This window comes from Bradyrhizobium sp. CCGUVB1N3, from assembly GCF_024199925.1.
In the GTDB taxonomy this organism is placed as follows: domain Bacteria; phylum Pseudomonadota; class Alphaproteobacteria; order Rhizobiales; family Xanthobacteraceae; genus Bradyrhizobium.
Window position 1 is genome coordinate 6501876 of sequence record NZ_JANADR010000001.1, and the last position, 23284, is coordinate 6525159.

At 64.9% G+C, this 23284-nt stretch carries 22 protein-coding genes and 1 tRNA gene; 6 read left to right on the forward strand and 17 right to left on the reverse strand.

Annotated elements, in window-relative coordinates:
* Positions 1-51 precede the first annotated feature (51 nt).
* From NLM33_RS31040 to proB, 7 genes are all read right to left on the reverse strand, one after another.
* A complete protein-coding gene (locus tag NLM33_RS31040) occupies positions 52-1407 on the reverse strand; it encodes a S41 family peptidase (protein ID WP_254101890.1) in 1356 nt (451 codons plus the stop codon).
* Positions 1404-2723: a murein hydrolase activator EnvC gene (locus NLM33_RS31045; RefSeq protein WP_254105975.1), complete on the reverse strand. Its 1320-nt coding sequence runs from the start codon at positions 2721-2723 to the stop codon at positions 1404-1406. Before NLM33_RS31045 ends, NLM33_RS31040 begins: the two co-directional genes overlap by 4 nt.
* Before the next feature lie 32 nt (positions 2724-2755).
* Positions 2756-3238 carry a 23S rRNA (pseudouridine(1915)-N(3))-methyltransferase RlmH gene (gene rlmH, locus NLM33_RS31050; protein ID WP_254101891.1) on the reverse strand — a complete coding sequence of 161 codons (483 nt, stop codon included), beginning with the start codon at positions 3236-3238 and terminating at the stop codon, positions 2756-2758.
* A 110-nt stretch (positions 3239-3348) separates the two neighbouring features.
* A complete protein-coding gene (gene rsfS / locus NLM33_RS31055; protein WP_027523570.1) occupies positions 3349-3705 on the reverse strand; it encodes a ribosome silencing factor in 357 nt (118 codons plus the stop codon).
* Positions 3706-3912: 207 nt separating this feature from the next.
* On the reverse strand, positions 3913-4557 hold the full coding sequence (locus NLM33_RS31060; RefSeq protein ID WP_254101892.1) for a nicotinate-nucleotide adenylyltransferase: 645 nt from the start codon (positions 4555-4557) through the stop codon (positions 3913-3915).
* 16 nt (positions 4558-4573) lie between these two features.
* Complete coding sequence (locus tag NLM33_RS31065) at positions 4574-5869, reverse strand: glutamate-5-semialdehyde dehydrogenase (RefSeq protein WP_254101893.1); 1296 nt, start codon at positions 5867-5869, stop codon at positions 4574-4576.
* 189 nt (positions 5870-6058) lie between these two features.
* Positions 6059-7180, reverse strand: a complete 1122-nt coding sequence (proB, locus tag NLM33_RS31070; protein ID WP_254101895.1) for a glutamate 5-kinase — start codon at positions 7178-7180, stop codon at positions 6059-6061.
* A 202-nt stretch (positions 7181-7382) separates the two neighbouring features.
* Between proB and NLM33_RS31075 the strand changes: the two genes are divergently transcribed.
* Positions 7383-8348, forward strand: coding sequence for a Bug family tripartite tricarboxylate transporter substrate binding protein (locus NLM33_RS31075; protein WP_254101897.1), 966 nt, complete (start codon positions 7383-7385; stop codon positions 8346-8348).
* A 145-nt stretch (positions 8349-8493) separates the two neighbouring features.
* On the opposite strand, the gene NLM33_RS31080 is transcribed toward NLM33_RS31075, so the two are convergent.
* From NLM33_RS31080 to NLM33_RS31090, 3 genes are all read right to left on the reverse strand, one after another.
* A complete protein-coding gene (locus NLM33_RS31080; protein ID WP_254101899.1) occupies positions 8494-10125 on the reverse strand; it encodes an alkaline phosphatase family protein in 1632 nt (543 codons plus the stop codon).
* 232 nt (positions 10126-10357) lie between these two features.
* Positions 10358-11398 carry a GTPase ObgE gene (gene obgE / locus NLM33_RS31085; RefSeq protein WP_254101901.1) on the reverse strand — a complete coding sequence of 347 codons (1041 nt, stop codon included), beginning with the start codon at positions 11396-11398 and terminating at the stop codon, positions 10358-10360.
* A gap of 106 nt (positions 11399-11504) precedes the next feature.
* Positions 11505-11984 (reverse strand): MaoC family dehydratase, encoded by a 480-nt coding sequence (locus tag NLM33_RS31090; protein WP_254101903.1) that lies wholly within the window; start codon positions 11982-11984, stop codon positions 11505-11507.
* Positions 11985-12248: 264 nt separating this feature from the next.
* On the opposite strand from NLM33_RS31090, the gene NLM33_RS31095 reads away from it, so the two are divergent.
* Positions 12249-13163, forward strand: a complete 915-nt coding sequence (locus tag NLM33_RS31095; RefSeq protein WP_254101905.1) for a DMT family transporter — start codon at positions 12249-12251, stop codon at positions 13161-13163.
* Positions 13164-13337: 174 nt separating this feature from the next.
* Here the strand turns inward: NLM33_RS31095 and NLM33_RS31100 are convergent, their stop codons facing one another.
* The 3 genes from NLM33_RS31100 to rplU form a co-directional block, all read right to left on the reverse strand.
* Positions 13338-13931 carry a GNAT family N-acetyltransferase gene (locus NLM33_RS31100; RefSeq protein WP_254101908.1) on the reverse strand — a complete coding sequence of 198 codons (594 nt, stop codon included), beginning with the start codon at positions 13929-13931 and terminating at the stop codon, positions 13338-13340.
* Positions 13932-14072: 141 nt separating this feature from the next.
* Positions 14073-14342 carry a 50S ribosomal protein L27 gene (gene rpmA / locus NLM33_RS31105; protein ID WP_254101910.1) on the reverse strand — a complete coding sequence of 90 codons (270 nt, stop codon included), beginning with the start codon at positions 14340-14342 and terminating at the stop codon, positions 14073-14075.
* A 103-nt stretch (positions 14343-14445) separates the two neighbouring features.
* Positions 14446-14820: a 50S ribosomal protein L21 gene (gene rplU, locus NLM33_RS31110; protein WP_254101912.1), complete on the reverse strand. Its 375-nt coding sequence runs from the start codon at positions 14818-14820 to the stop codon at positions 14446-14448.
* A gap of 337 nt (positions 14821-15157) precedes the next feature.
* Here rplU and NLM33_RS31115 point away from each other — a divergent pair, with 337 nt between their 5' ends.
* A complete protein-coding gene (locus NLM33_RS31115; RefSeq protein ID WP_254101914.1) occupies positions 15158-16303 on the forward strand; it encodes an ROK family protein in 1146 nt (381 codons plus the stop codon).
* A 648-nt stretch (positions 16304-16951) separates the two neighbouring features.
* Positions 16952-17041, forward strand: a tRNA-Ser gene (locus tag NLM33_RS31120).
* A 62-nt stretch (positions 17042-17103) separates the two neighbouring features.
* Here the strand turns inward: NLM33_RS31120 and NLM33_RS31125 are convergent.
* The gene (locus NLM33_RS31125) at positions 17104-18126 is read right to left on the reverse strand and encodes an LLM class flavin-dependent oxidoreductase (protein ID WP_254101916.1); all 1023 of its coding nucleotides are present in this window, start codon (positions 18124-18126) and stop codon (positions 17104-17106) included.
* Positions 18127-18298: 172 nt separating this feature from the next.
* Here NLM33_RS31125 and NLM33_RS31130 point away from each other — a divergent pair, with 172 nt between their 5' ends.
* Entirely contained in the window at positions 18299-18814 is a 516-nt protein-coding gene (locus NLM33_RS31130) for a hypothetical protein (protein WP_254101918.1), read from the forward strand.
* A 16-nt stretch (positions 18815-18830) separates the two neighbouring features.
* On the opposite strand, the gene NLM33_RS31135 is transcribed toward NLM33_RS31130, so the two are convergent.
* On the reverse strand, positions 18831-20237 hold the full coding sequence (locus NLM33_RS31135; RefSeq protein WP_254105980.1) for a PLP-dependent aminotransferase family protein: 1407 nt from the start codon (positions 20235-20237) through the stop codon (positions 18831-18833).
* 160 nt (positions 20238-20397) lie between these two features.
* On the opposite strand from NLM33_RS31135, the gene NLM33_RS31140 reads away from it, so the two are divergent.
* A complete protein-coding gene (locus tag NLM33_RS31140) occupies positions 20398-21258 on the forward strand; it encodes a DMT family transporter (RefSeq protein WP_254101920.1) in 861 nt (286 codons plus the stop codon).
* Between the two features lie 10 nt (positions 21259-21268).
* Here NLM33_RS31140 and NLM33_RS31145 read toward each other — a convergent pair whose 3' ends face one another.
* Both NLM33_RS31145 and NLM33_RS31150 read right to left on the reverse strand, forming a co-directional pair.
* A complete protein-coding gene (locus NLM33_RS31145; protein ID WP_254101921.1) occupies positions 21269-22483 on the reverse strand; it encodes an EAL domain-containing protein in 1215 nt (404 codons plus the stop codon).
* A gap of 287 nt (positions 22484-22770) precedes the next feature.
* Complete coding sequence (locus NLM33_RS31150; protein ID WP_254101922.1) at positions 22771-23196, reverse strand: hypothetical protein; 426 nt, start codon at positions 23194-23196, stop codon at positions 22771-22773.
* Between the last annotated feature and the right edge of the window lie 88 nt (positions 23197-23284).

Genomic DNA, 23284 nt, shown 5'->3' on the forward strand with positions numbered 1-23284 from the left:
GCTCCAAGAGCCGCCCTTTTTTTCGAAACGGTGCTGCGTCAGTTCGCGGCCTTAGTTCGCTGCTTTGGGCTTGTCCGCCGCAGCCTTGTCGGTACCGGGTGCGGGCGCCGCGGAGGCACTGTTCTTGATGCCGTGCAGGAGGTCGTCGGCCATCTTGAGCGCCTTGTCGTCCTTGGCATCCGGCGGAACGTAGGACTGCGAGCCGGTCTTCTCGTCGCCGTCGTTCTTGAGGTGGCCGCGCAGCGAAGCCTCGCCCTTGGTGTCGGTGCGGGACTTCAGCTCGTCCGGCACATCCTGCAGCACTTCGATGTCGGGCACGATGCCCTTGGCCTGGATCGATTTGCCCGACGGCGTGTAGTAGCGCGCCGTGGTCAGCCGCAGCGCGCCGTTGCCGCTGCCGAGCGGGATGATGGTCTGCACCGATCCCTTGCCGAAGGAGCGCGTGCCGACGATGGTCGCGCGCTTGTGGTCCTGCAGCGCGCCGGCGACGATTTCCGAAGCCGAGGCCGAGCCACCGTTGACCAGCACGATCACCGGCTTGCCCTTGGTCAGGTCGCCCGGATGGGCGGAGCGGCGCTGGGTCTCCTCGGCGTTGCGGCCGCGGGTCGACACGATCTCGCCGCGCTCCAGGAAGGAGTCGGACACGGTGACCGCTTCTTCAAGAAGGCCGCCGGGATTGTTGCGGAGATCGATGACGTAGCCCTTCAGCTTGTCGCCGATCTGGGTCGAGAGATTGGCGATCTCCTTCTTCAGGCCTTCGGTGGTCTGCTCGTTGAAGGTGGTGATGCGGATATAGGCGATGTCGTCGGCCTCGACGCGTGCGCGTACCGAGCGGACGCGGATGTTGTCGCGCACGAGAGTGACGTCGATCGGATTGTCGACGCCCTTGCGGATGATCTTGAGCTTGATCTTGGTGTTGACGGGGCCGCGCATCTTCTCGACCGCCTGGTTTAGGGTCAGGCCCTGCACCGCCTCGTCGTCGAGATTGGTGATGATGTCGTTGGCCATGACGCCGGCGCGCGAGGCCGGGGTGTCGTCGATCGGCGAGACCACCTTGATCAGGCCGTCCTCCATGGTGACCTCGATGCCGAGGCCGCCGAACTCGCCGCGGGTCTGCACCTGCATGTCACGGAAGCTCTTGGCGTCCATGTAGCTGGAGTGCGGATCGAGGCCGGAGAGCATGCCGCTGATCGCCGATTCGATCAGCTTGGTGTCGTCAGGCTTCTCGACATAGTCGGAGCGCACGCGCTCGAACACGTCGCCGAACAGATTGAGCTGGCGATACGTGTCCGCGGTCGCGGCGCGCGCGCTCGAACCCATGAACACCGCGCGCGGCTGGGTCACGAACAGCGTCAGCGCCGCGCCGGTGGCCGCGCTGAGGAGGATAACTGAAGTCTTGCGCATCATCCGCGAACCTTTTCGCCTTCATTTGCGGCCCACCATGGGCCTGGATCGATTGGAGTGCCGTCTTTACGGAACTCGACATAGAGCACGGGTTGACTCGCATTGGTGGCGAGAATGGAGGCGACTTGGGATGTCGACCCCATGGTCGCGACCGGCTCTCCCGTGAGCACGAACTGTCCGATGTTTACCGAAATGCGCTCCATCCCGGCGATCAGGACATGATACCCGCCCCCCGCGTTAAGGATCAAGAGTTGTCCATAGCTGCGGAAGGGGCCGGAATAGACCACCCAGCCGTCACACGGTGTCGTGACCTGGGAGCCGGGTCTGCTTGCCAGAGAAATGCCCTTTTGGACGCCGCCAACGCCGTCGGAACCGCCGAAATCCCTGATCTTGGTACCGTTGACGGGCAGCGGCAGGAGGCCCTTGGCCGAGGCGAAGGCGATCGCCGGGCTGGTCCGGGAACGGTCCTTGAAGGTGGCCGGCCCCGGCTTGGCGTTGGCGGCCGCCTTCGCCTCGGCCTGCTTCGCGGCCTCGGCCGCCTTGGCGGCGCTTTGCAGGTCCTGCTCCATCTTGGCGATCAGGCCCTGGAGGTCGCCGACCTGCCTGGAGAGCGTGATCGCGCGCGTATTCTCGGCATCGAGGTCCTTTTCCCGCGAGGCCTGCTGGCGCTGTCGCTCGTCGACGAGCGCCGCAAGCCGCGCCTGATCGTTGCGGACCTTGTCGCGGTCGGCGCCGAGCTGGTCGCGCTCGGTTGCGATGGTCTTGCGCAAGGCAACGAGCTCGCCGAGCTCGCTTGCGAGCTTTTCAGCGCGGCCGCGCAGTTCCGGAACCACGGCGCCGAGCAGCATGGCCGTGCGCAGCGATTGCAGCGCGTCCTCGGGTCGCACCAAAAGCGCGGGCGGCGTCCGCCGGCCGGCGCGCTGGAGCGCGGCCAGGACCTCCACGATATCCGCACGCCGCGAATCGAGCGAGGCCCGCTTCTCCTGCTCGCGCCCGCTCAGCGCGGTCAGCCGCGATTCGGCCTCGCCGATCTTGGTCTCGACCGAGCGCACGCTGGCGGCGGTGTCGATCAGTTGCTGGTTGAGCTGGGTGCGGTCCTGGCCGAGCGAGGCGATCTCGGCCTTCAGCTTGGCCTGCGCTTCCTCGGCGCTCTTCTGGCGCTGGCGTGCCGCTTCGAGCTCCTGCTCGCGCTGCCTGATCGCATCGGTCGAGACGGCGGCAGTCTGCGGCGCAGGCGTTGCCGTCTGCGCCGCCGCCGGCGCAAGATGGCTGCCCACAAAGCCTGCGATCAGCAACAGGTTGAAAAGCGGCGCCCGCATCTCGTCGGAAAAGGTGCTCGTTGTGGCGCGAATCACGCGCGATGATAGGGATGGCCGGCCAGGATGGTTGCGGCCCGATAAAGCTGTTCCAGAAGCATGACGCGGACCATTTGGTGCGGCCATGTCGCCGAGCCGAACGCGATCGCGAGCTTGGCCTTACGGCGCAATTCGGGCGAAAGTCCGTCCGCCCCGCCAATGATGAATATTGTATGCCCGCACCCCTCGTCGCGCCAGCGGCCGAGATTCCGGGCGAATACGGTCGAATCGAGATTTTGCCCCCGCTCGTCCATCGCCACGATCACCGATCTGTCGGGAATGTGCGCTTCTATCGCCGCGGCCTCTTCGGCCATGCGCGTTGCGGTATCGCGCGCGCGGCTTTCCGGAATTTCATGAATCGTGAGCTCGCGAAACCCGAGCTTGCGGCCGACCTCGTCGAACCGCTGGAAATAGCGATCGGCAAGCTCCCGTTCGGGGCCCTGCTTCAGCCGGCCAACCGCAATGACAGCAACACGCATGACGTCTTTAGAACCGCGTCTTGAGAGCCGCGTTTTCAACCCGCGCGCACCACGCGCGCGCACGACGCTAGCATGCGCGTCAGCCGATTCGAAATCGGCCTCTTCAGCCTCTAGATCGCCTTCGCCGCTCCAGGGCCCTGCGTGTACAATCTCTCGAGATTGTAGAACTCACGGACCTCGGGTCTGAACACGTGCACGATCACATCGCCGGAATCGATCAGCACCCAGTCGCAATTGGGCAAGCCCTCGACATGGATGTTCTTGATGCCGGTTTCCTTGAGGCTCTTCGTGACGTTTTCCGCGATCGCGCCAACGTGCCGGTTGGCCCGGCCCGTGGTGACGATCATGTAGTCGGAGTACGCCGATTTGCCGCGAAGGTCGATGGTGACCGTCTCTTCCGCCTTCATATCCTCGAGGCGGGAGAGGATCAGGCTCAGCGTCTTGTCGGCGTCGGGTTGCGCCTTCAAGGCCGCAGCTTGGGTCGATGTTTTACGCGTAGGCTTAGCAACCTTGGGTAAAACAGACTTGGACAATACAGATGTGGCCAGGGACCATTCCTTTCACTGTATCGCGAACGCCGAATCCGGCACTCACTGGTTACACTACATCATGTGGGGTTAAGGGTTTCAATATGCCAGAGCGTGTTCCCCCCACGACCCGGCTCACGCGATGCCTCATTTGGCCGCCTTCCAGCTCCCGTCCGGGTTCCGCAAGGTGGTCGACGACAGGCTGAGCTTCAGCCCGGTGAGGAAGACCCATGCCGGCGTCCGCCGGTCCGCAAGCCGCGCTGCTTCATTCTCGGGCAAGCGGTAACGGGCGAGTGCCTGGGCGGCGGGCGAGGCGAGGGCGCGAAAGCTTTGGGGCGGGCGGTCGATGACCGCCATCGGCACCTGGGCGGCAATGCGCTGCCAGTCCTGCCAGCGATGGAATTGCGCGAGGTTGTCGGCGCCCATGATCCAGACAAATCGCAAGCCGCTTGCGCGGCGGCGCAAGAAGTTGATCGTGTCGATAGTGTAGCGCGTGCGGATGACGGATTCGAGACAGCTCACCTCGATGCGCGGATCGTCGGCGACATCGCGCGCGGCCTTCATGCGCTCGCCCAGCGCATGCAGCGCGCCGTTCTCCTTCAAGGGATTGCCCGGCGTCACCAGCCACCACACGCGATCGAGCTGCAATCGCGTGAGCGCGAAGCGGCTGATCTCGCGGTGCGCGTGATGCGGCGGATTGAAGGAGCCGCCGAGCAGCCCGATGCGCATGCCGTCGGTGTAAGGCGGCAACGCTTGCGCCACGAAGCGCGGCACGACGAAATTGTTGCTCAATGCCCGCACTGCGAGGTCACGGCCGCGTCTGTCCGGTGCCGTGGACGCGGTACTTGAAGCTCGTGAGCTGCTCGGCGCCGACCGGGCCGCGCGCGTGGAATCGGCCGGTGGCGATTCCGATCTCGGCGCCGAATCCGAACTCGCCGCCATCGGCGAATTGCGTCGAGGCGTTGTGCAGGACGATCGCGGAGTCCACTTCGCTCAGGAATTTTTTCGCGGCAGCTTCGTCCTTGCTCACGATCGCATCGGTGTGGTGCGAGCCGTGGCTCTGGATGTGCGCGATGGCGCCGTCAACGCCGTCGACCACCTTCGCCGCGATGATCGCGTCGAGATATTCGGTATCCCAGTCGTCCTCGCTGGCAGCTTTGACGCGCGCGTCGGTGCCTTGCACTGCCTCGTCGCCGCGCACCTCGCAGCCGGCGTCGATCAGCATCTCGACCAGCGGCTTCATGCTCCTTGCAGCGCCTGCGCGATCGACCAGCAGCGTCTCCGCCGCGCCACAGACGCCGGTGCGGCGCATCTTGGCATTGAGCACGATCGACTTCGCCATCTCGAGATCGGCGCTGCCATCGACATAGACGTGGTTGACGCCTTCGAGATGCGCGAACACCGGCACGCGCGCCTCCGCCTCGACGCGCGCGACGAGGCTTTTTCCCCCGCGCGGCACGATCACGTCGACGGCGCCGTTCAGGCCAGCAAGCATCATGCCGACGGCCGCGCGGTCGCGCGTCGGCACCAGCGTGATCGCAGCCTCAGGCAGGCCGGCCTCGCGCAGGCCCTGCACCAGGCATTCATGGATCGCGCGGCAGGAGCGGAAGCTGTCGGAGCCGCCGCGCAGGATCACGGCGTTGCCGGATTTCAGGCACAGCACGCCGGCATCGGCCGCGACATTGGGCCGGCTCTCGAAGATCACGCCGACGACGCCGAGCGGCACGCGCACGCGCTCGATCGTCATGCCGTTCGGCCGCTGCCAGCTCTCGGTGACGACGCCGACGGGATCGGCAATGCCGCGCACGATGGCGATGCCCTCGGCCATCGCCTCGACACGCGCAGGCGTCAGCGTCAGGCGGTCGAGGAAGGCGCCGGTCGCGTCGCCGCCGGAGCGCGCTTCGGCCACGTCCTCGGCATTGGCCGCGAGAATGGCCGCCGCGTTCTTGCGGATCGCCCGCTCCATGGCCTCCAGCGCCCAGTTCTTCTGCTCCGCCGGCGCCAGCGCCAGCACGCGCGCCGCAGCGCGGGCACGGGCGGCGAGATCGGTCATCAGCGCCTGAAGATCGGCAGTGCCGTCGAGGGCTTTGAGAGGGGCGGCCATGGGAGTTCAACCTTCTGCTAAGGGCGTGTCCTAGCACGGAAATCCCGTATTTGCGAAGGCCGGGGCGGGTATGGCAGGTACCCCGCCGACCAGCGACGGCTGGGCCAATGGCCCAGCTCCGGCGTCATGGCCGGACATAGCCGTCCTTCGGACGGCTGTGTCCGGGCATGACGGTTGCGACGCGCGCCTTTACCCGCCCACCACCAGGTCATCGCGGTGGATCATCTCCGATCTCCCGCTGATGCCGAGGATGGCCATCACGTCCGGCGAGGAGCGGCCCTTGATGCGCTCGGCGTCGTCGGCGTCATAGGCGATCAGGCCGCGGCCGATCTCGCGCATATCGGGGCCGCGCACGATCACGGCATCGCCGCGGGCGAACTGGCCCTCGACCTTGATCACGCCCGCCGGCAGCAGGCTGGCGCCGGCGCGAAGCGCGGCGACCGCGCCGGCGTCGATCGTCAGCGTGCCCTTCGGCTCCAACGATCCCGCGATCCAGCGCTTTCGCGAGGTCACCGGATTGGCAGGCGTCAGGAACCAGGTGCAGCGGCCGCCATCGGCGATTGCCTGCAAGGGATGCTCGATCTTGCCCGAGGCGATCAGCATATGCGTGCCGCCGGTGGTCGCGATCTTCGCGGCCTCGACCTTGGTGCGCATGCCGCCGCGCGACAGTTCGGACTCGGCGTCGCCCGCCACGGCCTCGATCTCCGAGGAGATGCTGTCGACCACCGGAATCAACTTTGCGTCCGGGTTGTTCTTCGGCGGCGCGTCGTAGAGCCCGTCGATGTCGGACAGCAGCACCAGGAGGTCGGCGCTCGCCATGGTGGCGACGCGCGCGGCGAGGCGGTCGTTGTCGCCATAGCGGATCTCGGTGGTCGCGACCGTGTCGTTCTCGTTGATGACGGGGATCGCGCGCCACTCCAGGAGCTTGCCGATGGTCGAGCGCGCGTTGAGATAGCGACGGCGCTCCTCGGTGTCCTGCAGTGTCACCAAAATCTGGCCGGCGCCGATGCCATGGGCCCCAAGCACCTCCGACCAGATCCGCGCCAGCGCGATCTGGCCGACGGCGGCTGCGGCCTGGCTCTCCTCGAGCTTCAGGGGGCCACGCGGCAGCTTGAGCCGGCTGCGGCCGAGCGCAATCGAGCCGGAGGAGACGATCAGGACATCGCGCCCCTCGCGATGCAGCTTTGCGAGGTCGTCCGCCAGCGCCGCGAGCCAGGACGCGCGCACTTCGCCGGCGTCGGAATCGACAAGCAGGGCCGAGCCGACCTTGACGACGATGCGGCGGAATTGACTGAGTTCGGGGCTGGCCATGTGTGTATGTGTTGGCGCGTGTGACGAATTGCTTTGCATTGGAAACGGCGGAGCGACAGGCGGCGCCGGTAGGGCCTGCTTTTGCAGCAGGACGATGGCCGGCGCAAGGCTGCCGGCATGGTAAACGGCGCACGTCGGCCTTGTCGGGGACGCCTGCCCGGCTCTAATTGCCGTCCACGATAACGGGCTGGAGAAGAAACGAATGGATCGCCGCAAGTTCATGGCCGGATGTCTGGGCCTGCCGTTGCTCGCGCAGGCGGATGGCGTGCAGGCCCAAGTCGGGCTCACGAAAATCATCTTCCCGTTCGCGGCGGGCGCCGGCGGCGACACGCTGTGCCGGCTGATCGCGCAGGAGATGGCGCCGGTGTTGCAGAAGACCATCGTCGTCGAGAACCGCACCGGCGGTGACGGCCTGATCGGCATCAAGGCGGTGAAGGGCGCCAATCCCGACGGCAGCATGGTGCTGGTGACGACGGGTCCCACCATGTACCTGCTGCCGATGGTGGAGACGACGCCGACCTTCGATGCGGCAAAGGATTTCATGCCGGTGTCGTTGCTGGCGCGCTTCGAGTTCGCCGTCGTGATTGGACCTGCGATCGCAGCCAGGAATTTCGACGAGTTCGTCGCCTGGCTGAAGGCGAATCCGGACAAGGCGACGTTCGGCGTGCCCAGCAATGGCACCATCCCGCACTTCATGGGCTCCAAGCTGGAGAAGGACCTCGGCATCTCCTTAAGCCGTGTGCCCTATCGCGGCAGCGCGCCGATCCTCAACGATCTCGTCGGCGGCCATGTGCCGTTCGGCATCACGACGCTGGCCGACGCGCTTCCGCAGCATCGCGTCAAGGGCGTGACGATCATCGCCGTCTCGAGCGCAGAGCGTTCGCCGTTCGCGCCGGATGTTCCGACGCTGAAGGAGAGCGGCATCGATCTCGTCGCGGATGCCTGGTACGGCATGTGGCTTCCCGCTGGCAGCCCGCCCGAATTCGCGAGCAAGCTCAGCGCGGCGGCGGCCGCAGCGCTCGCCAAGCCCGAGGTGAAGGAGAAGCTCACGGGAATCGGACTCATTCCGGTCGGCAGCACGGCGGAGGGGCTCACCCAGGAGCTCGCCGCGAACACGGCCTTCTGGCAGCCGATCGTGAAGGCGACGGGGTACAAGATCGAGAATTGAGAGGCACAACCCACTCCATCTCCTCATCCTGAGGAGCCGCGAAGCGGCGTCTCGAAGGATCAGCAGCGGGGCCTTCATGGTTCTCGCGGCGATGCGAAGCATCGTCGGCGAGACGGCGCTATCGCGCCTCCTCACCATGAGGGTCCTACATCTTCGCGCGCTGTGCGATGCCGTCGCGGATCGCGGCGAGCTCGGCTTCATCCCAGATGCCGATCAGGAACCCGCCCTTCACCTGGAGCTGGTTGTCGGCATAGGCCGCGATCTTCTCAGGGGGCGTGGTGATATGACCGCTCGGATGCAGCGCCCAGTCGAACAGTTCCGCCTGAAGCCTTGCGATGATGCCGGCGCACTCAGGATCGTCGCCGCGATCGACAAACTCTTCCGGATCGGTCTCGAGGTCGTAGAGCATCGGGCGGAAGCCGGAGGCGTGGATATATTTCCAGCGGCCGTCGAACACCATGAACAGGCGGCAGCGCTCGATCGGCTGGTTCAGCTTCAGCCGCACGTCCTGCATGGCATAGTCGTATTCGGAGAACGCGACCTTGCGCCATTCGGGCTTCTCGCCGCGCAGCAGCGGCAATAGCGAACGGCCCTCGAGGATGTGGCCCGGCACCTTGCCGCCAAAATAGTCGACGAAGGTCGGCGCGAGATCGATGCCCTCGACGAGCGCATCGCATTGCGTACCGCGCGTGGCGTCGGCGTCCTTCGAGGGATCGATGACGATCAGCGGGATCTTCGCCGACTGTTCGTGGAACAGGTCCTTCTCGCCCATCCAGTGATCGCCGAGATAGTCGCCATGATCGGACGTGAACACGATCATGGTGGTTTCCAGCAGGCTGCGCGCCTCCAGGAACTTCATCAGCACGCCCATCTGGTCGTCGATCTGCGTGATCAGGCCCATATAGGTCGGGATCACCTTCTCGCGGGCGTCGTCGCGCGCCATGTTCCTGGAATAGCGCATGTCCATGTAGGCGCCGAACACGGGATGCGGGTTTTGCCGCTCGCGCTCGGAGCGGATCGCCGGCAGCATGTCCGAGGTCTTGTACATGCTGGCGTAGGGCTCGGGCGCGATATAGGGCCAGTGCGGCTTGATGTAGGACAGATGCAGGCACCAGGGCCGGCCATCCGTCTCGGCCTCGGTGATGAAGTCCATCGCGCGGCGCGTCATATAGGGCGTCTCGGAATGTTCGTCCGGCACGCGCGCGGCCTTGTCGGCGTGCACCAGCAGCCAGCCGTTCTGCAAAGACCCGTCGTCGGCAGCACCTGAATTCGCCCAATGCTCCCAGGGATTGGTCGCCTCAAATCCTTGGCTGCGCAGATACGCGTCGTATTTCGGGCGCGGCCGGCCCGTCGGATGCAGGCCGTCGTCGCGCTCATAGGGCTCGAAGCCGCATTCGGCGACGTGTACGCCGATGATCGATTCCAAGGGGATGCCGAGCGCCTTCATGCCTTCGAGGTCGGGCGCCATGTGGGTCTTGCCGACCAGCACATTGCGCACGCCGATCTTGTTGAGGTGATCGCCGAGCGTCGGCTCGCCGACGCGTAAGGGCCAGCCGTTCCAGTGTGAGCCGTGCGAGCGCATGTAGCGCCCGGTGTAGAACGACATCCGCGACGGCCCGCAGATCGGTGATTGCACATAGGCCTTGGAGAACAGCACGCCGCGCTTGGCCATGGCGTCGATGTTCGGCGTCTTCAGCGTCGGATGTCCGGTGCAGCCGAGATAGTCATAGCGAAGCTGGTCGCACATGATCCAGAGAACGTTTTTCACGCGCGACATGCTTCGCCGCTGCTTCTTCTTGATTGCTTGATGCTGCGATATTGGAGCGCCGGTGACAACCTCACATTCGATGTCGTCCCGGCCTAGTGCGCAATTGCGCACGGGGGGCCGGGACCCATAACCCCAGGGAGAGGTTTGGCGACGACTGGTTGCTCGGGACTAAGATCGTCCCCATCGATAGATCGCGCGGTATGGGTCCCGGCCTTCGCCGGGACGACGTTGGGGAGACAGTTTACGCCGACCACGGCTCCGCTTCGGCGGCGCTCTTGGCCTTGCTGGACACCGGGCTTTCGCCGATCACGTCTGCAAGCGCGCGCAATGCTTCCGTGACGCCCTGGCCGGTGACGCCGGAGAGCAGCAGCGGTGTCTTCTTGGCAGCGCGCTTCAGCCGGTCCTTCTGCTTCTTCAATTCGTCCGGCTCGACCGCGTCGATCTTGTTCAGCGCGACGATCTCGATCTTGTCGGTCAACAGCCCGCCATAGGCATCGAGCTCCTTGCGCACCGTCTTGTAGGCCTTGCCGGCATGCTCGCTGGTTGCATCGACGAGATGCAGCAGCACGCGGCAGCGCTCGACATGGCCGAGGAAGCGGTCGCCGAGACCTGCGCCCTCATGCGCGCCTTCGATCAGTCCCGGAATATCCGCCAGCACGAATTCGCGGCCGTCGGCATTCACGACGCCGAGCTGCGGATGCAGCGTGGTGAAGGGATAATCGGCGATCTTTGGCTTTGCTGCGCTGACCTTGGAGAGAAAGGTCGACTTGCCGGCATTGGGCAGGCCGACGAGGCCGGCATCCGCGATCAGCTTCAGCCGCAGCCAGATCCAGCGCTCCTCGCCGGGCTGGCCGGGATTGGCGTTGCGCGGCGCACGGTTGGTCGACGACTTGAAATGCGCGTTGCCGAAACCGCCATTGCCGCCCTCCGCCAGCACGAATTTTTCGCCGACGTTGGTGAAGTCGTGGATCAGCGTCTCGCGGTCCTCGTCGAAGATCTGCGTGCCCACGGGCACCTTCAGCACGATCGCCTTGCCGTTGGCGCCGTGGCGGTCCGAGCCCATGCCGTTCTCGCCCTTCTGGGCCTTGAAGTGCTGCTGGTAGCGGTAGTCGATCAGCGTGTTGAGCCCGTCGGCGACCTCGATGACGACATTGCCGCCGCGGCCGCCATTGCCGCCGGAGGGCCCGCCGAATTCGATGAATTTTTCGCGCCGGAACGCCACGCAGCCGTTCCCGCCGTCACCGGAGCGGATATAGACCTTTGCTTCGTCGAGGAATTTCATGGGCCATAGGTAGGGCAGGGGAGCGGGCGCGGCAACCCGAACTTTCCCGTGAATTGGCCGAATTTCCGTGATTCTAGGCCGTTGCTTAACCCGGAGATCACGGAGATCACGCCGATCGGCGGCGGATCAGGAATTTCTGCGTCCCCTCCAGCACCAGCTCCTTGCGCTGGTTGTAGACTGTGCTCTGAAGCGTCACCACGCCGGTCGAGCGTCCCGGCACGAGCTCGGTCACCTCGAGCGCCGGATAGATCGTGTCGTCGGCGAACACCGGCATGAGAAAGCGGCTTGACTGCTCGAGGAAGCCGACCAGCGACTCCTCGACCATGAAGGGGAACAGGCCCGCGCCGGGTGCGGTGTGGATCAGCGTCTGGAAGCCGTGGGCGAGCAGATGCGGCATGCCGCGGGCGCGGCAATACTCCACGTCGTAATGCACCGGATGGGTGTCGCCGCTCGCGGTCTGGAATGCGGCGAATACGGCCGAGGTCTGCGTGCGGCTCGGCAGCACGAAGCGTTCGCCAAGGACGAAATCCTCAAACCAGCGTTGCGTGGGGATCATGCGATGCCGGGCCGGATCGAACGCGGTCATATCTGCCTCTCTCTTGCCGGAGATATCAATCGCTACCGCGATGCGAAGAGTGCGACAATACGTTCAATTGGTCATGACCGGGCTTGTCCCAGGCGTCCACGTCATTAAAACAACCGTCAGCGAGTCTATTCGCCGGTTCCTGACGCTTCCCTCCGCCCGTCATTGCGAGCGAAGCGAAGCAATCCAGCCTGTCTCCGCAGAAGCAGTCTGGATTGCTTCGTCGCTTCGCTCCTCGCAATGACGGGGTCTCTACGAACGACAGCAATGCCTCTCTTCAAGAAACTCTCCGCCTATGACGAGCGCTCGGCGCGGCTGGCCGGCATCGCGCTGATGGTGTTGTCGATCTTCCTGTTCTCGTTCGGCGATGCTATGGGCAAGTTCATCGTCGCGACCTATTCGGTGGGGCAGCTCTTGTTTCTGCGCGCCTGCGCCGCCTTGCTCGTGCTGGCGCCGTCGATCTGGCGGCAGCGTCACGAATTCACCCATCTGGAGCGGCCGTGGTTGCAGCTCTTCCGCGTGGTGCTCTCGACGCTGGAGGTGGCGGCCTTCTTCGTGGCGACGGTCTACCTGCCGCTCGCCGACGTCATCACCTATTATCTCGCCGGTCCCATTTTCGTCACCGCGCTGTCGGCGATCTTCTTAGGCGAGCAGGTCGGCTGGCGGCGCTGGACGGCGATCCTGATCGGCTTCTGCGGCGTCCTGATCGCGCTCCGCCCGTCGGCGCAGACGGTGAGCCTGCCGGCGCTGATCGCGCTCGGCGGCAGCCTGTCGTTTGCGACGCTGATGCTGGTCACGCGGTCCTTGCGCGAGACGCCCGACATCGTGATGGCCTCCTCGCAGTTCGGCGGCACGTTCTTGCTCGGGCTCGCACTTTCCCTGTTCCACTGGGTGCCGCCGAGCGCGGGCAGTCTCGTGGTGTTCGTGCTGGCCGGCTGCACCTCGGTCGCCGCGCTTCTGTGCGTCAACCGCTCGCTCAAGCTTGCGCCTGCGAGCGTGGTCGTGCCCTATCAATATTCGATGATCGTCTGGGCCGTGATCTTCGGCTTCGTCGTGTTCGGCGACGTCCCCTCGATCGCCACCATCATCGGCGCCGCCATCATCATCGGCGCCGGCTTCTACATCTATCTGCGCGAACGGGATTTGGGACGGCAGGACACGCAGGTGAATCCGCCTGTGTGAGTGCAAGTGCGATCGTCGTCCCGGGGCGCGCGAAGCGCGAGCCCGGGACCCATAACCACAGGGAGTGGTTTGGCGAAGACTGGCGGTTGCCAGATCGCGCCATAACTCCTCCCTGGGATTATGGGTCCCGGCCTCCGCCGGGACGACGACTGTGATTGCGGCGCCGCTCGCGCCTTACCGCACTCTTCTCGCGCTGCTCCAGCTCTTCAGCGACGACCACACCCCGCGCGACAGGCGGAAGCAGTCGACGGGGGTCGAGGATCCCAGGGCGTAGAAGCGGTGCAGCTGGACGCCGCTCCACTGGAAGCCGCACTTCTCCAGCACGTTGCGCGAGGCCGGATTGGTGACGCGCGCGCCGGCGTAGAGATGGTCTTCCGAGAACTCCTCGAAGAAGAAGTCGATCGCGCCGCGCGCAGCCTCGGTGGCAAAGCCTTTTCCCCAATGCTCGACGCCGAGCCAGTAGCCGAGCTCGGCATTGTCAGGCGTCGAGCAGTCGATCCCGATCATGCCCACGGGCGCATTGTCATGCTCGATCAGGAACACGGTCTCGCTGCCCAGCTCTGCGGTGGCGCGGACGAATGCCACGGCGTCCTCGTGCGAATAGGGATGCGGCAGGCGACGCGTGTTCTCGGCGATGCGGCGGTCGTTGGCGAGGCGCGCGATCGCCTTGACGTCGGCGAGCGTCGGCTTGCGCAAGGTCAACCGCTCGGTGGCGACGACATCGGGCCTCGCCTCGCGCAAATGGGTGCTCGAAAAGTCCTGCAACATGTCCGGCTCCGTCAAAGACTTGAGTCAAAACGAAAATGGGGAGGCCGGTTTCCCGCCTCCCCTGGAGCCTTCGATCTTTTGATCTTAAGGACTCCGCCGGTTTGGTCAGGACCCGGCGGACTCCAAATTTGATCCACCGTGTTATTCAGCCGCCTCTGCGATCGGAAGTACCGATACGAATGTGCGGCCGTTGGCTTTAGCCTGGAACGCAACGCGACCTTCGACCTTCGCGAACAGAGTGTGGTCAGTGCCCATGCCCACATTAAGGCCGGGATGCCAGGTGGTGCCGCGCTGGCGCGCGATGATGTTGCCGGGAATCACATGCTCCCCGCCGAACACCTTGACGCCGAGGCGCTTGCCCTTCGAATCGCGGCCGTTACGCGATGAACCGCCTGCTTTTTTGTGAGCCATGGCTCGTCTCCGAAATCCTGCGTATTTCTAGATCAATTCCTTGACGGAATCATTTCACTTTTTCTCACGCATCAATTTGTGAATTGGCGTGATCAAAGTTTCGCTATTCAGCGGCTTCCTTTGCCACCTTCTCCTTCTTCGGACGCGGCCCCTTGGTGGGCTTGGCGTTGCCGGTCAGGATCTCGGTGACGCGGAGCACGGTGATCTCGTCGCGATAGCCGCGCTTGCGGCGCGAATTCTTGCGGCGGCGCTTCTTGAACGCGATGACCTTCGGCCCGCGCTTGTGCTGGAGCACCTCGGCTGCCACGGACGCGCCCGCAACCGTCGGGGCACCCAGGACCGGCGTGTCACCGCCGACCAGCAAAACTTCACTCAGCTGCACGATCGTGCCGACTTCGCCGGCGATCTTGCCAATTTCCAGGACATCATCCGCAACGACCCGGTACTGCCGGCCGCCGGTTTTGATGACTGCGAACATCGTTCTCTTCCTTCGTGTTCAATCCCGGTCTTTCGGACTTTCGTCCGGGCCGGCTTTTTGTCAGTCGCTATGGGTTTTCAGCGTTCTGCGCGGGTGGGGTATGACCCTCAAAATCCACGCAAAAACAAGCGGCGCGAGAAACGCCCCGCGCCGGCTGGGGGACTTATAGCGGCCGAGAGCCCCGAGTCAAGGAAAACCGGGCTGAAAAAGCCCCGAATTTGAAGGATTTGGCTGGTTCTTGCCGCAAGGCCCGGGACCTTCGGATAGTTGGCAGCAGCTGCAACCATTGAGTTCCCCCGCCGTTGTCATCCCGAATTTCAAAGCGGGCAAGGGCTCCATGGCAGACGAGCTGGTTTTGACGACGGGGATCGCGCAGCACGGCGCTTCCCGCCTGCCGTCGGTGGACGTCGACAGTTTTAACGCCGAGCTGAAGGACGAGGACGGCTTTCTCGGCGACCGCGCCAGCAAGGGCGCGTTCCGGGCCATCCTGGACCATTGGCGCAAGCCGCTGCGCAAGACCGGCGAGGACCCCTTCGGCGACGAGCCCTCGGAGAAGATAGCCAAGAAGACGCTGGACGAGATGCTGGTCGGCGACGACACCGAGGCCTCCGCCGTGGTGCACAGCGCGATCGAGGATTTTGCCCAGGAGCTCGCTTACGTCACCCGCCGTTTCCTGAAGACGAAGGCCTGGGCGAAGACCGAACGCATCGTGGTTGGCGGCGGTTTTCGCGATTCCAGGCTCGGCGAACTGGCCATCGCGCGTGCCGACATCGTCCTGAAGGCCGAGGGTTTCAGGGGCGACATGCTGCCGATCCGCTTCCACCCGGACGAGGCGGCCCTGATCGGCGCGCTGCATCTGGCGCCGTCCTGGATTTTCGAGGCCCATGACAGCATCCTCGCGGTCGATATCGGCGGCACCAATATCCGCTGCGGCGTGGTCGAGACCCGTTGGAAGAAAGCGAAGGACCTTTCCAAGGCCTGCGTCCGGAAGTCCGATCTGTGGCGTCACGCCGACGACGAGCCGACCCGCGAAGGCGCGGTGAAGCGGCTCACCAAGATGCTGAAGGAGCTGATCGCGGAGGCCGACACCGAGGGGTTGAGGCTCGCGCCCTTCATCGGCATCGCCTGTCCCGGCGTGATCAAGGAGGACGGCTCGATCGAGAAGGGCGCGCAAAATCTCCCCGGCAATTGGGAGAGCAGCAAGTTCAACCTGCCGGCGAGCCTCGTCGAGGGCATCCCCGCGATCGGCGAGCACGACACCGCGATCCTGATGCACAATGACGGCGTGGTGCAGGGGCTTTCCGAGGTGCCATTCATGCAGGACGTCGAGCGCTGGGGCGTCCTCACCATCGGCACCGGGCTTGGCAATGCGCGCTTCACCAACCGCCGCAAGGAGGCCAACGGCAAGGACCGTGACTCTACGGACGGGAAGAAGAAGGCCAAGGAAAGCAACAAGGAAAGCAAGCAAACCGACAAGGAGTAACCTTGATCGGTTAGGTTAAGGCACGGATTGCGTTGCGGGGTGCCGTGCGCGCGCTACGGTCCGGCCCGTCGCCTCACGCCGGCCGGCGAAGCCGCCCTTCTCGGCCTGCAATTTCAATGAGCGGCAACGGGACCGCCAGTGTTTACCGCGTCTGGCGGTCCCACCCGTCGGGCCGTCGCCGTGCCGGCCCGTCTCTATCTCGGCCCAAGACCTCGGCCCAAGACGTCGGCCCAAGACCTAGGCCCATGTGATTCGCGTCGGCCGGGCTCGGCTGCGCGCTCCGCCAGGTTCGGGAAGTTTTGGCACAAACTGCTCTTTGCACCCGTTCTGCCCGGTCTAATATTACCGCATGGGGAACGATCTGGTGTTTCGTATCACGGTCATCGTCCTGGGAACGCTGCCGGTCGTACTGACGGCTTTGGCCGTCCTCGGCGCGCCGTTTGGAGACTGAGCGCCCGAACCCGGCGCCGGTGCAGGACCACGCAAATCGGCGCGGAACCGGCTCTCAGCCCGGTTTCGGCTGCGTCTTTCCTGCGCGCACCATTCACGAGGCGCGGGATTTTCGTCCCGCCCGCCTTGTCTGGCCCGCCATCCTCGCCTAGAACACGCCCCGACCGCACGGGGCTACCCCCCGATCAGGCGCCTTCAGGAGAGGTGGCAGAGTGGTTGAATGCACCGCACTCGAAATGCGGCATAGGTGCAAGCCTATCGGGGGTTCGAATCCCTCCCTCTCCGCCATGCTCACGACATTCCAGTAAGCGCCTTCGCCCTTCGGGCTCCAGCTGCCCGAACGCCTTGCCTCACCGCCACCCGAGCGCGGGAGCGACGTGCTTCAGGATCGCTTCGATCGCATGGGCGCAGTAGGCGACGCCCAGCTGGTTGGGGATGGTCAGCAGCAACGTGTCCGCTTCGGTGATGGCGTCGTCCGCCCGGAGCTGCTCGATCAGGACGTCCGGCTCGGCGGCATAGCTGCGGCCGAAGATCGCGCGCGTCTGCGGATCGATGAAACCGATCTGGTCCTCGGATTCGCCGCCGCGTCCGAAATAGGCGCGATCGCGATCATCCATCAGCGCGAAGATGCTGCGGCTGACCGAGACGCGCGGCTCTCGGACATGGCCGGCCTCCTTCCAGGCAGCACGGTAGGCGCGGATCTGCGCGGCCTGCTGCACGTGGAAGGCTTCGCCGGTCTCGTCGTTCTTCAACGTCGAGCTTTGCAGGTTCATGCCGAGCCTGGCCGCCCAGACGGCGGTGGCGTTCGAGCCGGCGCCCCACCAGATCCGCTCGCGCAGGCCCTCCGAATGCGGCTCGAGGCGCAGTAGGCCGGGCGGGTTTGGAAACATCGGCTGCGGATTGGGCTTTGCAAAACCTTCGCCACGCAAGAGGTCGAGGAAAACCTCGGCATGACGCCGGCCCATGTCGGCGTCATCAGCGCCCTCGGCCGGCTGATAGCCGAAATAGCGCCAGCCATCGATCACCTGCTCGGGCGAGCCGCGGCTGATGCCGAGCTGCAGCCGTCCGCCGGCGATCAGATCGGCGCTGCCTGCGTCCTCCACCATATAGAGTGGATTCTCGTAGCGCATGTCGATGACCGCGGTGCCGATCTCGATACGGCGGGTCCTCGCACCGACCGCCGCCAGCAGCGGAAAGGGCGAGGCGAGCTGGCGCGCGAAATGATGGACGCGGAAATAGGCCCCGTCGGCGCCCAGTTCTTCGGCGGCGACCGCGAGCTCGATGGATTGCAACAGCGTATCCCCAGCCGAGCGGGTCTGCGATTGCGGCGAGGGCGTCCAGTGCCCGAACGAGAGAAAGCCGATCTTTTTCATGCTGCCAATCTAGTTATGTCCGGGCTGGTTTACGATGGTCAATGTGAACGACTGGTTCGGGCTTGCTTGACGTGGGCGGCTCCAGCTATTTTCAACCTCCGGTGTTGCTCCTCCAAGCGCGACTTGGCGCGCAAGCTCACCACGGTTTGCCTGGCGGTCCAGGAACTATGCGATGGCGGACTGGCTTACTCACTTTTTCTATTCGTTTGCGAACCAGGCCGGTGCCTGGTTCGTCGGCATCGTCTTGACCGTGCTCGGACTGTTTTCGGCGCGGCTTGTGGAGAAAATAAAGTTCGCCCTGAACCGGGCCGACATGCGCGCCAAGTACTATGAAGAAATGGCGATCGATATCAGTCATTTCGTCTTTATCATCGATCGGCTCGTGAAGGTCTATTACGGCAGCACATGGGCCAGTGACGACGACAAGAGCGCTATTGCGCAAGAGTACAATGAGGTGATGAACACGATTTCAAGGAAGGAATACGTCTACCGCTCATGGGTCCAGCGCTTCTGGGACAAGGAAACTGCAGCCGCCTTCGATCTGACCATGGAAAAGATGAAGGCCGTCGACCGTCTCCTGATTCTGATCAACGAGGGCGGCAACCAGAAGGATAATCTGGAAAAACTCAATGTCGCGTTTCGCGACCTCCGCCAGACAGCCTCTGACCTGCTTGCGGCAAGCGTTTAGGTGAACGCAAAGCCCGCTAACCTCTGCGGGCTTTTGGCGCGGCAATATCCGCGTCCCGATGACGTCGCTTCGCGCTCAACGCGCGGTGCAGCACATCCCAGATTCGCGGCTCCGTCGACTGAGCCGCATTGAAACGCAGGAAGGCGCTGGCGGTCTGCGACGCGCTGAAGACATTCCCCGGCGCAAGCACCACGTCTTCGGCAAGCGCCGCGCGGGCGATTTCCGCCGAATCCAGTCCGTCGGGCAGGCGGCACCACAGAAAGAATCCGCCGCGCGGCATCAGCCAGGGTTCGAGGCCGAGCGCCCCGAGCTTCTTCGCCACGTCACGTCGCGTGCGCGAGAGCCTTTGCCTCAGCTCATCCATGTGCTTGCGGTAGCTGCCGCCCGCGAGCACCTTCGCAATCACGTCGGTCGCAACCGGGCTCGGGCCGCCAAAGCTGGTTGCGACCTGGAGATCGACGAGATGCTCGATCCAGTCGGCGCGCGCGGCGATATAGCCGCAGCGTACCGAGGCGGAGAGCGTCTTGGAAAAGCTGCCGATGCGGATGACGTTGCAGAGGCCGTCGAGCGCGGCGAGGCGCGGCGACCGCTCGGGCTCGAGATCGGCAAAGATGTCGTCCTCGATGATTACCAGCCCATGTGCAGCGGCGGCGCTCAGCACGCGGTGCGCGGTTTGCAGCGACAGCGTCGCGCCGGTCGGGTTGTGGAGCGCGGAATTGGTGATGTAGAGGCGCGGCCGCATCGCGCTGAGGATCGCTTCGAAACGCGCGACTTCCGGACCTGACGGCGTGTAGGGCACGCCGATGATTTTCACCTGATGCGCGCGCAGCAGCGCGCGAAAATTGAAGTAGCAGGGATCGTCGACCAGCACGGTGTCGCCGGGCCGCAGCAGGAAACGGCAGACGAGGTCGGCTGCTTGCGTGCCCGAACCCGTGAGCAGGAGCTGGTCGATCGAGGCCGCGATGCCATCCTCGGCAAAGCGGGCCAGCAGATAGCGGCGCAGCGCAAGCGAGCCGCGCGTAGAGCCATAGTCCGCGAGCACGCTGTCATCGCTCCTGGCGACCGCGCGAAAAGCGCGGCGCAAGGCGGCCTCCGGCATCCAGTCCGCCGGCAGCCAGCCGCAGCCGGGCTTGAGCGTGGCGGAATCGGCATCGAGCGATTGCCGTGACACCCAGAACGGATCGACGGCGCGGTCGCGGCGCGGCTCGACATCGGTGAGCGCGAGCGGCGGCATGGAGGTCGCGGAGACGTAGAAGCCGGAGCCGCGCCGCGCCCGGATCAAGCCTTCGGCAGCCAGCCGATCATAGGCTTCAACCACGGTGGAGGGCGAAACACCCATGCTCGCGGCGAGCTTGCGGATCGATGGCAAGCGATCGCCGGCGCCGAGCACGCGGCCCGCGACCTTGGCGCGGATGGCGCTCATCACCTCGAGGGTGCGCGCCCCGCCGCGGCCTTTGGTTGTTGCCGTCTGGTCCAAGTGTATGGGCTTCCATATCGATACAGTTTCGCCAGATTGTATGGAATTGTCGCTGGTTTCGCCACTGCCAAAAGGCCAGGGTCGCGATTGGGGAAAGCGAGGCGACATGCAAGCGGCCGGCAACGGATGGGGTAACGGGCTCCTGGGCGTCGTCATCTTCAGCGGTTCGCTGCCGGCGACGCGCGTCGCGGTCGGCGGCTTTTCCGCAACCTTCCTGACCTCGGCGCGCGCGGTGATTGCGGCCCTGTTGGGGGCAGCGCTGCTTGCCCTGCTTCATCAGCAGAGACCCGCGCGAAAAGACCTTGCCTCGCTCGCCATCGTTTCGATGGGCGTCGTGATCGGCTTCCCGCTGCTGACGGCGCTGGCGCTGAAGCACATCACCTCGGCACATTCGATCGTCTTCGTCGGCCTGTTGCCGCTGGCGACCGCAATCTTCGCCGTGCTGCGCGGTGGCGAGCGGCCGCGCCCCCTGTTCTGGTTGTTCTCGATCGTCGGCAGCGCGACGGTTGCCGGCTTTGCGCTGTCGGGCGGCGGCGCGGGCTCGCTCACCGGCGATCTGCTGATGGTCGCAGCGATCCTGCTCTGCGGCCTCGGTTACGCCGAAGGCGCGACGCTGTCGCGCCGGCTCGGCGGCTGGCAGGTCATCTCATGGGCGCTGATCCTTGCCTTGCCGCTGATGCTGCCGGTCGCGATCCTGTCGTTGCCGCCGACATGGGACGGCATCGGCGCGCCGGCCTGGATCGGCCTTGCCTACGTCTCCGTCTTCAGCATGTTCGTCGGCTTCGTGTTCTGGTACCGCGGCCTCGCCCTCGGCGGCACCGCCAGTGTCGGTCAGCTGCAACAGGTTCAGCCGTTCCTTGGCCTCGCGCTCGCCGGTCTCGTCCTGCACGAGCCGGTGGCGTGGAGCATGATCGCAGCAACCGCGCTCGTGGTCGTCTGCGTCGCCTTTGCGCGGCGGTTTGCGTGAGGCCGCCGCCTCACCCCTGTCCCATCACCGTCCGCGTCAGCGCGCTCCTCGCAAACTTCTTCAGCGGCATCGGCTTGCCGAACAGATAGCCCTGCACGAGGTCGAAGCCGATCTCGTTGGCGGCGACGAGATCGGCACGGGTTTCGATGCCTTCGGCGACGCTGCGCGCGCCGTAATCCCGGGCTAGCTCGACGATGTGGCGGCACACGTTGCGCTTCAGCGCATCGTTGCTGCTGCCGGTGACGAAGTGCCGGTCGGCCTTGAGCTTGACGAAGGGAAACCGGTCGAGCCCCATCAGCTCCGGCCAGTTGGTGCCGACATTGTCGATGGCGAGGCCAATGTTGTGGAAGCGCACGTCGGATGCGACGTCGAGCAGCAGGTCGAGATCCCGGATCACCTCGGAGCTCTCGATCTCGATCGTCAGCCCGCCGAAGGCGGGATGGGCGGGCATGCATTGGCAGAGATCGCGTACGGCCTGGGGCTCGCGCAGGAACGAGGCTGGCAGGTTGATGGAGAGATCGACCGGGCTCTGCCGTTCCACCAGATAGTGCCAGTCCTGCAGGACGCGCTCGATCACGAACTCGGAGAGTTCGCGGAAGTGCGGATCGCGCTCCTCCGGAATGAAATAGGCCGGCGGCACCACGCCCCAGGTCGGATGCCGCATCCGCACCAGCGCCTCGGCGCCGCAGCGGATCAGCGTGCGCGCGTCGATCTTCGGCTGGTACCAGAGCTCGAGCCAGCCCGCATGCAAGGCTTCGCCGACATGCACGGCAGGGCTCGGCGCCGGCTCGTCCGGCAGCAGCATCGCAATGCGGTCGCGCAGCGTCTCGGCGGCAAACGGCGTCGTCAGCGGCGGCAGCATGGCAAGGCCATATTCCTCGCCGACCTGCTGCACCGCCTTGACGATGATCGACTCGCGCGCGCCGACGGCCAAAACCTTGCCGCCGAATTCCTCGCGCACCAAAATCTCCAGAAATCTTCCCGGCTCGATGCCGTCGGCGGCAATGCCGAGCAGTATGAGATCGGGGAGTTCCGTGGCGAGCACGCCACGCAGCTCGTCGGCATTGGCGCATTCGCTGGTGACGAAGCCGAGATCCTCGAGCACCTCGCTCATGAAGGCACGCAGGTGCCGCTTGCCGTCAGCCACGCAAGCGCGCGGCGTCACCTTTCGCCGTCCAAAGGTTACAGTCTTCCGTCCAACGAGCTCGCCCAGCCCCTCGTCCATCGCACAGCACTCCCCGTTCCGTGACAACTTCATAACGGCGTGCGCGGCTCCAAATATGGAGAGCTTCAGCATCATTGTTGAATTATTTGGGTAACGTTAAAGCCCTCATCATATGTAAAATTGTACGGATCCTGTTGAAGAAGACTTCACACCCGCGTCCGTCGCGCGCGGGTGGCGCTGCAATCGTTGCGATATCGGCAATGCCGCGCACGCGATGCGGCAACTCATCTGACCCAGCGATGAGGCGACGTCGCGCGCGATGTCGCCTCATTCGATAACGCCGGTAATCAGTTGCTGGCAGCCTTGTCGTGCTTCGCCATGCCGACCGCCTTGTAGTCGTAGGTCGGATAGAACTCGGTCCGGTACGGCCCCCACGCGCTGTCCTCGATGATGCGATTGACCTCGCGCAGCTGCGAGGCTGGAAGCCTGAGCGTGACCACCTGGCCGATGCCCATCATCACGTACCAGCTCACCACCTCGACGCCCGGCGGCGGGAAGGATTTGTAGTAGCCCTGCTTCTCGAGCTGGGCGTTCAGTTCGTGCACAGGGCGCGACTGGTCGTGCTTGAAGAACACCGTGAGCATGACGGCATTGTCGGCGGTCGGCGCGGCGCTCTCCGGCGGCGGCGCGGTCTGCGCAATGGCCGCGGACTTGATCGCCAAAGCGCCGGCCAGCAATGCAGCCGCGGTCAACGTCGTTCGCACTGATCTCATTTGCGAGGTCCTTCCTTCTCACGTGATGTCGTCGCTGAACAGAATCGATTGGGCCGCAGGCTCGCTTTACCTCTCCCGCCTGCGGGGG

Bases quoted from the DNA above. Each gene is read 5' to 3' on its own strand.
- NLM33_RS31040 (WP_254101890.1), bottom strand. From the start codon at position 1,407: ATGATGCGCAAGACTTCAGTTATCCTCCTCAGCGCGGCCACCGGCGCG.
- NLM33_RS31045 (WP_254105975.1), bottom strand. From the start codon at position 2,723: ATGCGGGCGCCGCTTTTCAACCTGTTGCTGATCGCAGGCTTTGTGGGC.
- rlmH (WP_254101891.1), bottom strand. From the start codon at position 3,238: ATGCGTGTTGCTGTCATTGCGGTTGGCCGGCTGAAGCAGGGCCCCGAA.
- NLM33_RS31065 (WP_254101893.1), bottom strand. From the start codon at position 5,869: ATGGCCGCCCCTCTCAAAGCCCTCGACGGCACTGCCGATCTTCAGGCG.
- proB (WP_254101895.1), bottom strand. From the start codon at position 7,180: ATGGCCAGCCCCGAACTCAGTCAATTCCGCCGCATCGTCGTCAAGGTC.
- NLM33_RS31075 (WP_254101897.1), top strand. From the start codon at position 7,383: ATGGATCGCCGCAAGTTCATGGCCGGATGTCTGGGCCTGCCGTTGCTC.
- NLM33_RS31080 (WP_254101899.1), bottom strand. From the start codon at position 10,125: ATGTCGCGCGTGAAAAACGTTCTCTGGATCATGTGCGACCAGCTTCGC.
- obgE (WP_254101901.1), bottom strand. From the start codon at position 11,398: ATGAAATTCCTCGACGAAGCAAAGGTCTATATCCGCTCCGGTGACGGC.
- NLM33_RS31090 (WP_254101903.1), bottom strand. From the start codon at position 11,984: ATGACCGCGTTCGATCCGGCCCGGCATCGCATGATCCCCACGCAACGC.
- NLM33_RS31095 (WP_254101905.1), top strand. From the start codon at position 12,249: ATGCCTCTCTTCAAGAAACTCTCCGCCTATGACGAGCGCTCGGCGCGG.
- NLM33_RS31100 (WP_254101908.1), bottom strand. From the start codon at position 13,931: ATGTTGCAGGACTTTTCGAGCACCCATTTGCGCGAGGCGAGGCCCGAT.
- rpmA (WP_254101910.1), bottom strand. From the start codon at position 14,342: ATGGCTCACAAAAAAGCAGGCGGTTCATCGCGTAACGGCCGCGATTCG.
- rplU (WP_254101912.1), bottom strand. From the start codon at position 14,820: ATGTTCGCAGTCATCAAAACCGGCGGCCGGCAGTACCGGGTCGTTGCG.
- NLM33_RS31115 (WP_254101914.1), top strand. From the start codon at position 15,158: ATGGCAGACGAGCTGGTTTTGACGACGGGGATCGCGCAGCACGGCGCT.
- NLM33_RS31125 (WP_254101916.1), bottom strand. From the start codon at position 18,126: ATGAAAAAGATCGGCTTTCTCTCGTTCGGGCACTGGACGCCCTCGCCG.
- NLM33_RS31130 (WP_254101918.1), top strand. From the start codon at position 18,299: ATGGCGGACTGGCTTACTCACTTTTTCTATTCGTTTGCGAACCAGGCC.
- NLM33_RS31135 (WP_254105980.1), bottom strand. From the start codon at position 20,237: ATGAGCGCCATCCGCGCCAAGGTCGCGGGCCGCGTGCTCGGCGCCGGC.
- NLM33_RS31140 (WP_254101920.1), top strand. From the start codon at position 20,398: ATGCAAGCGGCCGGCAACGGATGGGGTAACGGGCTCCTGGGCGTCGTC.
- NLM33_RS31145 (WP_254101921.1), bottom strand. From the start codon at position 22,483: ATGGACGAGGGGCTGGGCGAGCTCGTTGGACGGAAGACTGTAACCTTT.
- NLM33_RS31150 (WP_254101922.1), bottom strand. From the start codon at position 23,196: ATGAGATCAGTGCGAACGACGTTGACCGCGGCTGCATTGCTGGCCGGC.